Source organism: Streptomyces sp. P17 (genome assembly GCF_032436805.1).
Taxonomy (GTDB): domain Bacteria; phylum Actinomycetota; class Actinomycetes; order Streptomycetales; family Streptomycetaceae; genus Streptomyces.
The window spans coordinates 1-14,526 of record NZ_JAVRBF010000110.1 but is presented as its reverse complement, the minus strand read 5'-3'; the positions used below and the strand labels follow the sequence as shown (position 1 = coordinate 14,526).

General features: G+C 71.5%; 12 protein-coding genes. 6 read left to right on the top strand and 6 right to left on the bottom strand.

Features of this window, described 5'->3' with window-relative positions; translation table 11 throughout:
- The first annotated feature begins 2 nt into the window (after positions 1-2).
- Complete coding sequence (locus RMT89_RS38415) at positions 3-956, top strand: ABC transporter ATP-binding protein (protein ID WP_315888404.1); 954 nt, start codon at positions 3-5, stop codon at positions 954-956.
- Positions 953-1,879, top strand: a complete 927-nt coding sequence (locus RMT89_RS38410) for a dihydrodipicolinate synthase family protein (protein WP_315888403.1) — start codon at positions 953-955, stop codon at positions 1,877-1,879. Before RMT89_RS38415 ends, RMT89_RS38410 begins: the two co-directional genes overlap by 4 nt.
- Here RMT89_RS38410 and RMT89_RS38405 read toward each other — a convergent pair.
- From RMT89_RS38405 to leuA, 6 genes are all read right to left on the bottom strand, one after another.
- Entirely contained in the window at positions 1,876-3,060 is a 1,185-nt protein-coding gene (locus tag RMT89_RS38405) for a sialidase family protein (protein WP_315888402.1), read from the bottom strand. The two genes, RMT89_RS38410 and RMT89_RS38405, sit on opposite strands and share 4 nt — an antisense overlap.
- 39 nt (positions 3,061-3,099) lie before the next feature.
- A complete protein-coding gene (locus RMT89_RS38400; RefSeq protein WP_315888401.1) occupies positions 3,100-3,762 on the bottom strand; it encodes a response regulator transcription factor in 663 nt (220 codons plus the stop codon).
- Positions 3,759-4,925, bottom strand: coding sequence for a sensor histidine kinase (locus RMT89_RS38395; protein WP_315888405.1), 1,167 nt, complete (start codon positions 4,923-4,925; stop codon positions 3,759-3,761). The genes RMT89_RS38400 and RMT89_RS38395 overlap by 4 nt, the downstream gene beginning before the upstream one ends.
- A gap of 230 nt (positions 4,926-5,155) precedes the next feature.
- Positions 5,156-7,243: an MMPL family transporter gene (locus RMT89_RS38390; protein WP_315888400.1), complete on the bottom strand. Its 2,088-nt coding sequence runs from the start codon at positions 7,241-7,243 to the stop codon at positions 5,156-5,158.
- Positions 7,244-7,381: 138 nt separating this feature from the next.
- Positions 7,382-8,077, bottom strand: coding sequence for a TerB family tellurite resistance protein (locus RMT89_RS38385; RefSeq protein WP_315888399.1), 696 nt, complete (start codon positions 8,075-8,077; stop codon positions 7,382-7,384).
- A gap of 185 nt (positions 8,078-8,262) precedes the next feature.
- On the bottom strand, positions 8,263-9,984 hold the full coding sequence (leuA, locus tag RMT89_RS38380; RefSeq protein ID WP_315888398.1) for a 2-isopropylmalate synthase: 1,722 nt from the start codon (positions 9,982-9,984) through the stop codon (positions 8,263-8,265).
- 319 nt (positions 9,985-10,303) lie between these two features.
- On the opposite strand from leuA, the gene RMT89_RS38375 reads away from it, so the two are divergent.
- The 4 genes from RMT89_RS38375 to RMT89_RS38360 are packed head-to-tail and all read left to right on the top strand — an operon-like array spanning position 10,304 to position 14,271.
- Complete coding sequence (locus RMT89_RS38375) at positions 10,304-11,377, top strand: M4 family metallopeptidase (RefSeq protein WP_315888397.1); 1,074 nt, start codon at positions 10,304-10,306, stop codon at positions 11,375-11,377.
- A 20-nt stretch (positions 11,378-11,397) separates the two neighbouring features.
- Positions 11,398-11,664 (top strand): protealysin inhibitor emfourin, encoded by a 267-nt coding sequence (locus RMT89_RS38370; RefSeq protein ID WP_315888396.1) that lies wholly within the window; start codon positions 11,398-11,400, stop codon positions 11,662-11,664.
- Between the two features lie 46 nt (positions 11,665-11,710).
- Positions 11,711-13,033, top strand: coding sequence for a GH1 family beta-glucosidase (locus RMT89_RS38365; protein WP_399498745.1), 1,323 nt, complete (start codon positions 11,711-11,713; stop codon positions 13,031-13,033).
- Positions 13,030-14,271 (top strand): MFS transporter, encoded by a 1,242-nt coding sequence (locus RMT89_RS38360; RefSeq protein ID WP_315888394.1) that lies wholly within the window; start codon positions 13,030-13,032, stop codon positions 14,269-14,271. Before RMT89_RS38365 ends, RMT89_RS38360 begins: the two co-directional genes overlap by 4 nt.
- Positions 14,272-14,526: the final 255 nt, after the last annotated feature.

The window sequence follows — 14,526 nt, the reverse complement described above, 5'->3', positions numbered from 1 at the left end:
GCCTGTTCACCCGCGACCGGGTCTACGCCCTGACCGGCACCGACCTCGCCGTGGCCCCCGGGGAGACGGTCGGCGTGGTGGGCGAGTCGGGGTGCGGGAAGTCGACGCTGGCGAAGGTGCTGGTGGGGGTGGAGCGGCCGACCTCCGGCACGGTGACCTTCCGGGGCCGCGACCTGTGGACCATGCCGCAGGCCGAGCGGCGCGCGACGGTGGGCCGCAGCACCGGAATGATCTTCCAGGATCCCGCCACGGCGCTGAACCGGCGTCTGACGGTCCGGCGGATCCTGCGGGACCCGATGGACGTCCACGAACAGGGCACGAGACGCGAACGTGACAAGCACGTAAGGGAGTTGATGTCCCTCGTGGGCCTGCCCCGGGCCCTCGCCGACGCCCTGCCCGGGCAGCTCTCCGGCGGCCAGCGCCAGCGCGTCGCCATCGCCCGCGCCCTGGCCCTCGACCCCGATCTGGTGGTGGCGGACGAACCGACCAGCGCCCTGGACGTCTCCGTCCGTGCCCAGATCCTCAACCTCCTGCTGGACCTCAAGGAGCGCCTGGGCCTCGCCCTGGTCTTCGTCTCGCACGACATCCAGACGGTACGGCGGATGAGCGACCGCGTGATCACCATGTACCTGGGCCGGATCGTGGAGGAGGCCCCGGCCGCCCGGGTGACGGACCGCTCCTGTCACCCGTACACCCGCTCCCTGTTCTCCGCCACGCCCGGGCTGCTGGACCCGGTCGAGCCGATCCCGCTGGTCGGGCCGGTCCCCTCGGCCACCCGGCCGCCGAGCGGCTGCCCCTTCCGGACCCGGTGCTGGAAGGCGACGGAACGGTGCGCACAGGAGATGCCGGAGTTCTCCGACGCGTCCACACCGGGGCACCGCTACCGCTGCCACCATCCTGTCGAGGAGGACCGGTCGACCCGCGACCTGGCACAGTCCGCAAGGGAGCCATCATGAACACGCTCACCGGTGTCATCCCGCCCGTGTGCACACCCCTGACCCCGGAACGCGAGGTCGACGTCCACTCGCTGCTCAAGCTGGTCGACCACCTGATGGACGGCGGGGTGCACGGCCTCTTCGTGCTCGGCTCGACCTCGGAGGCCGCGTATCTGACGGACCGGCAGCGGCGGCTTGTGGTGGAGACGGTGGCCCTGCACGTGGGCGGCCGTCTTCCGGTGCTGGCCGGGGTGATCGACATGACGACGCCCCGGGTGCTGGACCACGTGGGCAAGGTGGTGGCGGCCGGGGCGGACGCGGTGGTGGCGACGGCCCCGTTCTACGCGGCCACCCACCCCGCCGAGATCGCCCGCCACTACCGGCTGATCGCCGCCGAGAGCCCGGTCCCCGTCCTGGCCTACGACCTTCCGGCCGCCGTGCACACCAAGCTCCCCGTCGATCTGGTCCTGGAACTGGCCGCCGAGGGCGTGCTGGCCGGGCTCAAGGACTCCAGCGGCGATCTCGCCGCCTTCCGCGAGGTCGTCACCGGCGCCCGCGCCCACCCCGACATCACCGACTTCCCTGTGCTGACCGGCTCCGAGCTGGTCGTCGACGCGGCACTGGCGCTGGGCGCGGACGGCGCGGTGCCCGGTCTCGCCAACGTCGACCCGCACGGCTACGTCCGCCTGGACCGCCTGTGCCGCAGCGGCGACCCGCACCGGGCCCGGGCCGAACAGGAGCGGCTGTGCGCCCTGTTCGGCTTGGTCCGGGTCGGGGACCCCACCCGGATGGGCGGCAGTTCCTCGGCGCTGGGCGCCTTCAAGGCCGCCCTGCATCTGCGCGGGATCATCGACTGTCCGGCGACCGCGGAACCCCAGGTGCCGCTCTCCGAGGGCGAGGTGGGGCGCGTCGAGAAGTTCCTGGCGACGGCCGGGCTGCTTTAGAGCGCGTCCACCGGGATCCGGCGGAACTCGATCGACTCGTACGGCCCGCTCACTCCCGTCTCGTACAGGACCCCGACCGTGCGCGGATCGACCCGCACCAGGTCGGAGTAGGCGGCCCGCCGCTGAGACAGCGTCAGCACCTTGGTGAAGCTCACCCCGCCGTTGGTGCTGCGCCAGACCGCCATGGCCTGCCGGGAGGTGGGCACGGACGGGCCCGAGAACAGCAGGGGCGCGCCGAATCCGGGGAGCTGGAGAACGCTCGCCTGCACGACCGGCACTTCGTTCAGGGTGGGCTGGACGGCGTACGGCCGGAACAGGGTCTGGGCGCCGTCGCCCGACCAGCTGTCGAGGCGGTGGCCGATGCTGGAGCCGTACTGGTCACGGGCGTTGAAGTAGAGCCTGCCGTCGGGGAGTTCCGCGGCCGTGGTCTCGTTGGCGTTGTGCCGGCCGTCGTACTTGTCGTCCACGAAACCCGTGCGCCAGGTGGTGCCGCCGTCGTCGCTGTAGATGGCGTGGCCGCCGTAGTACTTGGGCTCCTGGCCGGAGTCGGCGGAGCCGGGCGGCGGGGCCGCGGAGTGGTTCGACGGGACCACGATCCGGCCCGCGTGGGCGCCGTACCGGAGCGCGACGGCGTGCCCGGGCCCGGTGGCGTACCAGCGCCAGTCCGGCCGCTTCACCTGGTCGGTGATCTCCCGCGGCGGGCTGAAGCGCAGGCCGTCGTCCCAGCTCTTCTGGACGAAGACCCGGCGCCCCTGCTCCGGTGTCACCTCGCCCCGCATGATCTGCCCCTCGGTGACGGCCCCGCTGTTGTAGGAGGTGACCAGCACGATCGCGCCCGTACGCGGATCCACCACCGGCGCCGGATTGCCCCGGGTGTCGCCGTTCCCGGCGGCCACCACGGTCAGCGGGCCCCAGGTGCAGCCGCCGTCGGCGGAGCGTCTGAGGACGACGTCGATGTTCCCGGTGTCACCGGCGCCGTCGTGCCGGCCCTCGGCGAAGGCCAGCAGCGTGCCTTGGCGGGTGGTGACCGTCGCCGGGATGCGGTAGGTGTCGTAGCCGCCCTGCCCCGAGACATACGGGACGGAGGACGTGCATTCGGCGACCGCCGAGGCCCGGCCGGTCGCGGCGAGCGGGGTGAGGAGTACTGCGGTGACGAGGAGTGTGCGGCTCAGGAGGGTCATCGAGCTCCCTTGACGGGGTGTCAGACATTGACCTGTCCGTCACATGGTTCCCGGAGTCACCAGACCCGACTCGTAGGCCACGATCACCAGCTGCGCACGATCGCGCGCCCCCAGCTTGCCCATGATGCGGCTGACGTGGGTCTTCGCCGTGAGCGGGCTGAGCCCCAACGCGTCCGCTATCTCGGTGTTGTTGAGCCCGCGCGCGACCAGCGTGAGCACCCCGCGCTCCCGCTCGGAGAGGCACTCGGGACCGCCCACGGCCGGGGTCGAGGGGCTGCGCAGAAATCGCGCGATCAGCCGTGCCGTGGGGCCCGGTGACAGCAGCGCCTCTCCGGCGGCGACCGTGCGGATCGCGTCGAGGAGTTCGGCCGGACGGGTGTCCTTGACCAGGAAGCCGGAGGCCCCGGCCCGCAGCGCCTCCACGATGTGCTCGTCGGTGTCGTACGTCGTCAGCGCCAGCACGCGCACCCCGGCCAGGTCCTCGTCGGCGGCGATCAGCCGGGTCGCCTCGATGCCGTCGAGGTCGGGCATGCGGATGTCCATCACCACCAGGTCGGCCCGTTCGGTGCGGGCCAGTTGCAGTGCCTCGCGGCCGGTCGCGGCCTGTCCCACGACCTCCATGTCGGGCGCGGACTCGACGAGCATGGCGAACGCGGCCCGGACGAGGGTCTGGTCGTCGGCGAGCAGGACGCGGATGGTCACGTGGCTCCTCCCAGTGGAAGTACGGCGGTCACCTGGAAACCGCCCCGTTCGCACGGCCCGGCGTCGAGTGTGCCGCCCACACTGCGGGCGCGCTCGCGCATTCCGACGAGCCCGAAGCCCGGCGCCTTCCCGGGGGTCGGTCCGGTGCCGTCGTCGGTGACGGCGAGGTGCAGGGCGCCGTCCTTCTCGTACAGGTCGACGACGACGGCCGGTTCGGGGCCCGCGTGCCGTACGGCGTTGGTGAGCGCCTCCTGGACGATGCGGTAGGCGGCGGCGCCGACGGCGGGCGGCGCCTGTCGTATCGCCACGGTCTGCTGGACCTTGGCGCCCGCGAGCCGGGCGGCCTCCACCAGGTCGGGCAGCCCGTCGAGGCCGGGCAGCGGGCCGCGCGCGTCCGGGCCGGGCTCGCGCAGCACCTCCAGGGTGGTGCGCAGTTCGCCGCGCGCGGAGCGGCAGGTCCCGGCGATGTCGTCGAGGGCCTTGGCGAGGGTCTGCCGGTCCAGGCGTTCGGGGTCGGCGGCCAGCACATGGGCGGCGACGGAGGTCTGCACGCCGATGAGGGTGATGCTGTGGGCGAGCAGATCGTGCAGATCGCGGGCGATGCGCAGGCGTTCCTCGGCGACCCGGCGGCGGGCCTCCTCCTCGCGGGTGCGTTCGGCGCGTTCGGCGCGTTCGACGATGGCGGCGACGTACTGGCGGTAGTAGCGGACGTCGATGCCGACGAAGATGACGGCGAGGACCCAGCCGTAGATACGCAGCAGGTCGGCGGCCTGCTTGTCCCCGCCGAAGGTGAACATCGCGGTCAGGGAGAGGCCGAGGCCCGCCGCGGTCACCACCAGGGTGCGGAAGGGGCGTTGGGTGACGGTGACCGTGTACAGCGCGATGAACGAGGCGGGGACGGGCGCGCTGTGGTTGTTGTCGAGGGCGTGGTAGGGCAGGACGAGCGCCACCTCCGCCGCGAACACCAGCAGCGGCGCGCGCCGCCGCCACACCAGTGGCACATGCGCGGCGATCAGGAGCGTCCAGCCGAGGGCGTCGGGCCGGCGGGTGTCGTCGCTGACCAGCGCCAGGCACACGGCCAGGGCGGCCGCCGCCACCGCGAGCAGTGTGTCGTTGCGGGTGCCGTGCGGGGCGGTCGTCGGGTCACGGTTGATCGCGGCCATGATCCGCTCCCCGATCCGGGGGCGGGCCGCTGGAGTGGTCGGCTGCTGCACGGGGTCATCTTCCGCTGGGAAGGCGCCCCTCCGGGAGACAGCGAGGGAGCCGAAGGGCGCGCCGGTGTCGAGAGGGCGAACGCGCGGAGGCCCGAAGGGCTGAGCACGATCGCCGTCTCGACACCGGCTGGAGCGCCCGTAGGCGACCGAGCCATCAAAGCGGCGGGGCGCCTTGTCGGTCAGTGGGCGGCTGCGGTGACCCGCTCCGGTTCCTTCGGTGGTACGGGGCTGTCGGGCACCTTGGACAGGGCGCCCGGCCACCACACCTTGCGGCGCAGCGCGACGCTCGCGCTGGTCACCAGGTAGGTGCGGACCAGGAAGGTGTCGAGGAGCACGCCGACCGCGATGACGAAGCCGAGCTCGACGAGCTGCACCATCGGCATGTTGGTGAGCACCGCGAAGGTGGCCGCGAGGACGAGCCCCGCGGAGGCGATGACCCCTCCCGTGGTGCGCAGCGCGGTGAGCGCGGCGGTGACGGGTTCGGCGCCGTTGAGGGATTCCTCGCGCATCCGGTGCATCAGGAAGATGCCGTAGTCGACGCCGAGGGCGACCAGGAACACGAAGGAGAGCAGTCCGAGCCCCGGATCGATGCCCTCGAACCCGAACAGCGGCCCGAAGACGAGCCCGCCGATGCCGAGGGCGGCGCCCCAGACGGCGACCACGGCCGCCACCAGGACCAGCGGGGCGACCAGCGAGCGCAGCAGGGCCACGAGGATGAGCAGCACGGACAGCAGCACCAGCGGTACGACGATCAGCCGGTCGCGGGCGTTGGTGTCCTTGAGGTCGATCTGCTCGGCGCTGGGTCCGCCGACATAGGAGCCGTCGAGCCGGTCGCGCAGATCCTCGATGACCGCGCTCTCCCCGGCGGACTGGGGAGCGTCCTTCGCGACGACGGAGATCTCGGCCCAGCCGCCGCCGCTGCGTCCCTGCTCCGCGCTGTCGACGCCCTGTGTGCCGCGGATGTCGGCCAGAGTGGTCTCGGCGCGGTCGGCCGGGGTGATGACGGTGACGGGCTGGGTGGAGCGCTCGGGATAGGCCTGGTTGAGGGTCTGCATGGCGACGACCGCGTCGGGCTTGGTGGTGAAGGAGTCCTCCTGCTTGATGGCGCCGGGCAGGTTGAGCGTGCCGAGCGCGAGCGCGCCGAGGAGGAGGGCACCGCCCACGAGAACGGTCCGCGGCCGGCGGCCGGCGGAGCTGCCCATCGCGGCGAACAGCGACCGGCGGGCCTTCCGGGTGCTGCCGTAGCACGGGATCAGCGGCCAGAACACGCGCCGCCCGAGCAGCACCAGCACCACGGGCAGCAGGGTCAGCATGGCGAGGAGCGCGCACAGCACACCGACGGTGCCGAACGGCCCCATGGCACGGCTGGAGTTGAGATCGGCGGCGAGCAGACACAGCAGCCCCGCGGCGACGGTCCCGGAGGAGGCGAGCACGGCGGGCCCGCAGCCCCTGAGCGCGGCGACCATGGCGTCGTACGGCCGCTCGATACGGCGCAGTTCCTCGCGGTACCGGGCGACGAGCAGCAGTGCGTAGTCGGTGCCCGCGCCGAAGACGAGGATCGTCATGATGGCGGAGCTCTGGCCGGACACGGAGGTGCCGAACCACTGGTTGAGCCCGTAGGCGACGCCCATCGACAGGTAGTTGGCGACGCCGGCGACGATGAGCGGCACCAGCCACAGGAACGGGCTGCGGTAGATGATGATCAGCAGCAGCGCCACGACAGCGACGGTGGTGTACAGCAGCGGCCCGTCGAGCGAGTTGTAGACCTCGGCGGCATCGGTGGCCAGCGCCCCCTCGCCGCCGACCTCGACGCTCAGCCCGTCGCCGCCCTGGGCGACGCCCCGTACGTCGTTGACGAGCTCGTCCCGGGCCTTCTCGTCGGTGCCGGGCTCGTTGCTCGCCACGGGGTACATGAGCGTGGTGCCGTCCTCGGACGGAACCCCGGCGGGCTCACCGGTCAGCCGATACGCCCCGGCGATCTCGGCGATCTGCTCCTCGGCCGTGGCCCTGTCGGCCGCGGTCAGCCCGCCGTCCCGGTGATAGACGACGACCATCTGCGTGGTCTCGCCGCCGGGCAACCGGTCCTGGATCTTGGCGACCTGGGTCGAGTCGGCGCTGGCCGGCAGATAGTCGACGGCCCGGTCCCGCTGCACATCGGCGAGCTTCGAGGCGAACGGCGAGGCGATCGCCAGCACGACGATCCACAGCCCGAGCACAAGCCAGGGAATGCCCCGCCGTCGTCGTACGGATGTCCTTACGGCCCCCATCTGGCGGGCCTCCCTCCGGTCCGGTGTCTGGGTGGTCTCCAGACTCCCGGCACGAAGGGACGGGTTCGTCGGGCGGGAGGGCGAGTTGGGGGGTACTCCGGCGGGCGGCGGAAGGCCGCGGTTACTCCCCGGGGAGTACTACGAGGGCGTACGCGCCGCCGCCAGCAGGCGTGTCACGTCGTCGCCGCAGATCGTCAGCGCCGCGCCCACCGTGCTCAGGACTTCCCGTTCGGCGGGGGTGTAGGGGCCGTCCGCGAGGGCGATGCGGGCTCCCTGGAGGAGGATCGATTCGCGGCCCGCGGGGGCCAGGTGCGGGGCCAGGGGGTCCAGGGCCTCGTGGAGCTCTATGGCCAGGCCCGCTCCGCAGGATTCGCCGAGGACGCGGCCGGTATCGGCGGCCAGGGCCTCGACGAGGGCGTCGAGCTGTTCCTCGGTGCAGTCGTCGAAGCCGGCCGCGCGGACCGCGCACGCGGCCGTCTCCAAAGCCGTACGGGCGCAGGAGCCGCCCGCGGCGAGGACGGCGAGGGCGACGGTGTGGACGGCGTCGCGGAGCATCGCGGAGAAGCGGGTGGTGGTGGGGTGGTCCAGCACGTCGGTGCCGAAGTGGCGGCGGCAGGCCGCGCACTCCACCACCGGACCGGTCTCACCGCGCGGCAGCACCGGGACGCCCAGCAGTGTGAAGCGGCGGCGGCCGGTCAGCCGCTGGTAGTTGCGGTCGCCCCCGCAGCCGGGGCAGAAGAACTCCCCGTCCCCGACGGGCGTCCACGCGGTGCGGGTGCCCAGGATGCGGGCAGGCCTGGCGGCACGGCCGTTTCGTCCCCGTCCTGGCAGCACGTCGCACCTCCGCGTGACCCCGCGGCAACATCGCCGCGCTTGCGTGATGTTAGCCACATCCCGCTGGCCTAGTCAGCACCCAGGACGAGACCTTTCCGTGACCTGCACAGGGATTGGCCGGTAACCGACGGGACCCCGCCGCCGGCAAAACGGCGAACGGGGTCCTGAACCGCCGGTCAGGCCGGTCAGCGAGCCGCCCGGTTGACGGCGGAGATGACCGCCTTCAGCGACGCACGTGTCGTGTTCGCATCGATGCCGATTCCCCACAGAACCTTGCCGTCGATCGCGCACTCGATGTAGGAGGCGGCCTGCGCGGAGGCACCCTCGCTCATCGTGTGCTCCTGGTAGTCCAGCAGCCGGGCGTCGACGCCGATGCCCTGCAGCGCGTGGAAGAACGCGGAGATCGGACCGTTGCCGGTGCCGGCCAGCGTCACCTCGGAGCCGTCGACCTCCGCCTCCACGGTCAGCGTGTCCACGCCGTCCTTGTCGGTGGTGGACTGGCCGTTCTTCAGCTGAATGCGACCCCAGGGGTTCTCGGGGTTGGGCAGGTACTCGTCCTGGAAGACCGTCCAGATGGCGGCGCCGGTGACCTCGCCGCCCTCGGCGTCCGTCTTGGCCTGGATGAGCTTGGAGAACTCGATCTGCATCCGGCGCGGCAGGTCCAGCTTGTGGTCGTTCTTCAGGACGTACGCGATACCGCCCTTGCCGGACTGCGAGTTGACCCGGATGACCGCCTCGTAGGAGCGGCCGACGTCCTTCGGGTCGATCGGCAGGTAGGGCACCGCCCACTCGATGTCGTCGACGGTGACCCCGCGGGCCGCCGCGTCGGCCTCCATCGCGTCGAAGCCCTTCTTGATGGCGTCCTGGTGGGAGCCGGAGAAGGACGTGTAGACCAGGTCGCCCACGTACGGGTGGCGCGGGTGGACCTCCATCTGGTTGCAGTACTCCCACGTACGACGGATCTCGTCGATGTCGGAGAAGTCGATCTGCGGGTCGACGCCCTGTGAGAACAGGTTCATGCCCAGGGTGACCAGGTCGACGTTGCCGGTGCGCTCGCCCTGTCCGAACAGACAGCCCTCGACGCGGTCGGCGCCGGCCATCAGCGCCAGCTCGGCGGCTGCGACGGCCGTACCGCGGTCGTTGTGGGGGTGGATGGACAGGCAGACGTGCTCGCGGCGGGACAGGTTGCGGCCCATCCACTCGAAGCGGTCGGCGTGGGTCGAGGGGGTCGAACGCTCCACGGTGGCGGGCAGGTTGAGGATGATCTCGCGGCCCGGACCGGGCTGCCAGACGTCCATGACCGCCTCGCAGACCTCCAGCGCGAAGTCCAGCTCGGTGTCGGTGAAGATCTCGGGGCTGTACTGGTAGCCGAACTCCGTCTCGGGGTCCAGCAGTTTCTCGGCGTACTCCATGACCAGCCGCGTGCCGTCGACGGCGATCTGCTTGATGTCGTCCTTGGAGCCGCGGAAGACCACCCGGCGGAAGACCGGCGCGGTGGCGTTGTACAGGTGGACGGTGGCCCGCCTGGCGCCCTTCAGGGACTCCACCGTGCGCTCGATCAGGTCCTCACGGGCCTGGGTCAGTACGGAGATGGTGACGTCGTCGGGGATCGCGCCAGGCTCCTCGATGACGGAGCGTACGAAATCGAAGTCCGTCTGGCCCGAGGCCGGGAAACCGACCTCGATCTCCTTGTAGCCCATCTTGACCAGCTGGTCGAACATCCGGCGCTTGCGCTCGGGCGACATCGGGTCGATCAGGGCCTGGTTGCCGTCGCGCAGGTCGGTGGAGAGCCAGCGGGGGGCGGTGGTGATGCGCTGGTCCGGCCAGGTGCGGTCCGGGATGTCGACCTGGTCGTAGCGGCCGTACTTGTGGATCGGCATGGAAGTGGGCTGCTGGCGGTTGGCCATGATGGGCGGGCTCCTCAAGGTGTCCGGAAGGACGGCCGACGACGCAACGCCAAGCACCGCGGGGAGGGGGTCGGCCTCGACTACAGGCCCTCGCCGCGGCAGCTAAGGAGGAGCAGCCCGAAAAACATGATGCGCAGCATGCTAGCCGAGCCGCCCGCGATGCGGCGGTGCGTATCAGTATGCGGGACCGCGCGGACGAAGGGGACAAAAAGTGCGCCATACCACTTCGCCGCCGCACCGCGGGCGTCTTGTCGGCACATTTCACCAATCATGGTTGCGGGTAGTGACAGCGGCATAACACAGTGCAATGGTGCCGGGCATGACGACTTACGGGGGCCATGAGCCCGTCTTCTGCACCGTCGTACCACCGCATGTCCTCGACAAGCTGGCCCAGGCCGAGGACCCCGCGCTCGCCGGACCCGCCCGCCGGACCCTCCAGCGCGACGCCTACGAGCGCACCCACCGCCGGCTGACCACCGTGCTCGGCGCGCCCGCCGTCGCCCCGCCCGCCGACGCCGAGCCCGACAAGCCGCTCCGCACGATCTACGACGCCCGGAACGGCACCGACCTGCCCGGCAAGAAGGTTCGCGGGGAGGGCGAGGAGCCCGGCAAGGACGCCACCGTCAACCGCGCCTACGCGGGCCTCGGCGCCACCTTCGAGCTGCTCCTGAAGGCCTACGAGCGCAACTCCATCGACGGCAACGGACTGCCGCTGGACGCGACCGTGCACTACGAGAAGGACTACAACAACGCCTTCTGGAACGGCGAGCAGATGGTGTTCGGCGACGGGGACGGCGAGATCTTCCTCGACTTCACCATCCCGATCGACGTCATCGGCCATGAACTCGCCCACGGCGTCACCCAGTACACCGCCAACCTCACCTACTTCGGCCAGCCCGGCGCCCTGAACGAGTCGATGTCGGACGTCTTCGGCGCGCTCATCAAGCAGTACACCCTCGGCCAGACCGCCGCCGAGGCCGACTGGCTGATCGGCGCCGGGCTGCTCGCCCCGCGGGTGACGGGCAAGGCGCTGCGCTCCATGAAGGAGCCGGGTACCGCGTACGACGACGACGTCCTCGGCAAGGACCCGCAGCCCGCGACGATGGACGGCTTCGTCCGCACGGGCCGCGACAACGGCGGCGTGCACATCAACTCCGGCATCCCCAACCACGCGTTCTACCTCGCGGCCACCGCCCTCGGCGGCCACGCCTGGGAGCGCGCCGGGCAGATCTGGTACGACGTGCTCACCGGCGGCGAGCTGAAGGCCCAGGCCCTGTTCGCCGACTTCGCCACGCTGACCGTCGCCGCCGCGAAGGCACGGTACGGCGACGGCAGCGAGGAGCTCCAGGCGGTGCAGAAGGCATGGGAGCAGGTCGGGGTGCGCACCCTCTGATTCCGTACTAGACAGGTCCCATGCGTATTCAGGTGAGGCGCACGGGCGGATTCGCGGGCATCGAGCGGCATGCCGAGGTGGACACCTCGGGGCGGCCCGACGCACCCGAGTGGCATGCCCTGGCCGAGAAGGCGGTCGCCGCGGGCCGGGGCACGCCACCTGTCGGGGTGCCCGACGGGTTCAGCTACCAGATCACGGTGGACGGGAAAACCGTGTACTGCTCCGATCCACGACTGACCGAGGAACAGCGCAGGCTGATCACCAAGGTGCTGAAGGAAGGCGCGTAACCGCTTGTTCACGCCGGGCCGTTGACTTCCCTTACCGGCGGTACGGATGATCCGGCGCATGGCGACTCAAGAGCACCCGATACCTCGGTTCCCGGCGGGCTTCCTGTGGGGCGTGTCGACCTCCGCCCATCAGATCGAGGGCGCGGCCGAGCTGCGTGAGCCGTCCGTGTGGGACGCCTTCACACAGGTGCCGGGCCGGGTGAAGGACGGCTCGACGGCGGCGGTGGCCTGCGACCACTACCATCGCTACCGCGAGGACGTGGCCCTGCTCGCGGGCCTCGGGGTGGGCGCGTACCGTTTCTCGGTCTCGTGGCCGCGGGTCAACTCCCCCGGCGGCCTGGACTTCTACGACCGTCTGGTGGACGAGCTGTGCGCGGCGGGCGTCCGCCCGGTGCCCACCCTCTTCCACTGGGACCTGCCGGCCGGTCTGGACTGGCTGGAGCGGGACACCGCGGCCCGGTTCGCCGAGTACGTGTCGATGGTGGCCGAGCGGCTCGGGGACCGCGTGCACAAGTGGATCACCCTCAACGAGCCCGCCGAGCACACCCTGCTGGGCCACGCCCTCGGCACCCACGCGCCGGGCCGGCAGCTCCTGTTCGACGCGCTCCCGGTCGCCCACCACCAGCTCCTCGCCCACGGTCTGGCCGTACGGGCGCTGCGCGCGGCCGGGGTCACGGACGTCGGGATCGCCAACTCGCACGGGCCGACCTGGGCGGCGTCGAAGGAGCCCGCCGACGTGGAGGCGGCGGACTTCTACGACGTCCTGCTCAACCGGCTGTTCGCGGACCCGGTCCTGCTCGGTGAATACCCGGCGGGAATCGGCGAGTTGATGCCGGGCGACGTCGAGGCGGATTTGAAGGTCATCGGCGAGCCGGTCGACTGGTACGGCATCAACTACTACGCCCCGACGAAGGTGGGCGCCCCGCAGGGCGCGGAGATCGAGTTCGGCGGTGTCACCATGCCCGCGGAACTCCCCTTCTCCGTCCGGGAGGTCGAAGGGGTCCCGGTGACCGACTTCGGCTGGCCGGTGGTCCCCGAGGCGCTCACCGAACTCCTCACCGCCTTCCACGAGCGCTACGGCGACCGCCTCCCGCCCGTCGTCATCACCGAGAACGGCTGCTCGTACGACGGCCTCGACGACCGGGACCGGATCGCCTACCTGGACGGACACATCCGCGCCCTGCACCGGGCGACGGAGGCCGGGGTCGACGTCCGGGGCTACTTCGTCTGGTCGCTGCTGGACAACTTCGAGTGGGCGGAGGGGTACGCGCGCCGGTTCGGTCTGGTGCATGTGGACTACGACACCCTGGAGCGCACCCCGAAGGCGTCCTACCGCTGGTACCGGGACGTGCTGCGGGCACAGGGATGACGGTCACCGCCCTGGCCGAGCCCACGGAACGGGTCGGCCGGGGCTGGGCGACGGCGCTGTCGCTGGCCAACTGGGCGATCTGGGCGGGCTGGTACGGCCCGCTGCAGATCCTGCTGCCGGAGCAGGCGGAGGACTTCGCGCCCGGCACCGGGATGTCGAAGGAGACGCTGCTGGCCTGGGTGACCGGGGTCGGCGCGGCCGTCTCGCTGGTGGCGAACCCGCTCTTCGGCGCCCTGTCGGACCGGACGACGGCCCGCTGGGGGCGCCGCAGACCGTGGATCGTGGCCGGGGCCGCGGGCGGCGCGCTGTCGCTGGCGCTGCTCGCCGGTGCGGGTGGGCTGTGGACGATGATGGCCGGCTGGTGCCTGGTCCAGCTGACCCTGAACGCGGCGTTCGCGGCGGTGACGGCGGCGGTGCCGGACCGGGTGCCGCGGCTCCAACGGGGCTCGGTGGGCGGCTGGTTGGGTGCGGCGCAGATCCTCGGGGCGGTCGCCGGTACGGGGCTTGCGACGGCGGTGGGCGGGATCGCGGCCGGGTATGCGGCGTGCGCGGTGTTCACGCTGGCGGGTGTCCTGCCGTACGTACTGCGGCACGGGGATCTCAGGCTGGGGGTCGTGGACCGGCCGGCGTGGTCCGCCAGGGCCTTCTTCCGGGGCTTCTGGCTGAGTCCGCGTCGCTACCCGGACTTCGGCTGGGCCTGGCTGACCCGCTTCCTGATCAATCTCAGCAACGCCCTCGTGATCCTCTACCTGCTCTACTACCTGCGGGACCGTCTGCACCACGACGACCCCGAGGCGGACGTGCTGATCCTGACCGCGGTGAACAGCGTGACGCTGCTGGCCACGGTCGTGGTGGGCGGCGTCTGGTCGGACCGCGTGGGTCTGCGCAAGCCGTTCGTGCGCTGGTCGGGGGCGCTGATGGCGGCGGCCACCGCCCTGCTGGCGGCGTGGCAGACCTGGCCGAGCGCGATCGTCGTGGCGGCGCTGCTGGGCGTGGGCCTCGGGGTGTTCATGTCGGTCGACTTCGCGCTGATGACGGACGTCCTGCCGAAGGCGTCCGACCGCGGCAAGGACCTCGGCGTCATCAACGTGGCCAACGCCCTCCCCCAGGTCGCCGCCCCCGCCCTGGCCGCCCCGATCGTGACCCACCTCGGCGGCTACCGGGTGCTGTACCTGGTGGCGGCGTTGACCGCGGCGGCCGGGGCGGTGCTGGTGGGGCGGATCAAGGGGGTGGACTGAAGACGGCCGACTCAGCTCAGAACCCCAGCTTGCGCAACTGCTTCGGATCCCGCTGCCAGTCCTTCGCGACCTTGACGTGCAGACCGAGGCCGTATCGACGTGCGGCTACCGCCGCGCGGCCGGCGTCCCCAGCAGGGCCTCGATCCGCTCACAGGAAGCCGCCCCACGCAGCGCCCCTAGAACCCCAGCTTGCGCAACTGCTTCGGATCCCGCTGCCAGTCCTTCGCGACCTTGACGTGCAGACCGAGGCCGTAT

Bases quoted from the DNA above. Each gene is read 5' to 3' on its own strand.
- RMT89_RS38410 (WP_315888403.1), top strand. From the start codon at position 953: ATGAACACGCTCACCGGTGTCATCCCGCCCGTGTGCACACCCCTGACC.
- RMT89_RS38405 (WP_315888402.1), bottom strand. From the start codon at position 3,060: ATGACCCTCCTGAGCCGCACACTCCTCGTCACCGCAGTACTCCTCACC.
- RMT89_RS38395 (WP_315888405.1), bottom strand. From the start codon at position 4,925: ATGGCCGCGATCAACCGTGACCCGACGACCGCCCCGCACGGCACCCGC.
- RMT89_RS38390 (WP_315888400.1), bottom strand. From the start codon at position 7,243: ATGGGGGCCGTAAGGACATCCGTACGACGACGGCGGGGCATTCCCTGG.
- leuA (WP_315888398.1), bottom strand. From the start codon at position 9,984: ATGGCCAACCGCCAGCAGCCCACTTCCATGCCGATCCACAAGTACGGC.
- RMT89_RS38375 (WP_315888397.1), top strand. From the start codon at position 10,304: ATGACGACTTACGGGGGCCATGAGCCCGTCTTCTGCACCGTCGTACCA.
- RMT89_RS38370 (WP_315888396.1), top strand. From the start codon at position 11,398: ATGCGTATTCAGGTGAGGCGCACGGGCGGATTCGCGGGCATCGAGCGG.
- RMT89_RS38365 (WP_399498745.1), top strand. From the start codon at position 11,711: ATGATCCGGCGCATGGCGACTCAAGAGCACCCGATACCTCGGTTCCCG.
- RMT89_RS38360 (WP_315888394.1), top strand. From the start codon at position 13,030: ATGACGGTCACCGCCCTGGCCGAGCCCACGGAACGGGTCGGCCGGGGC.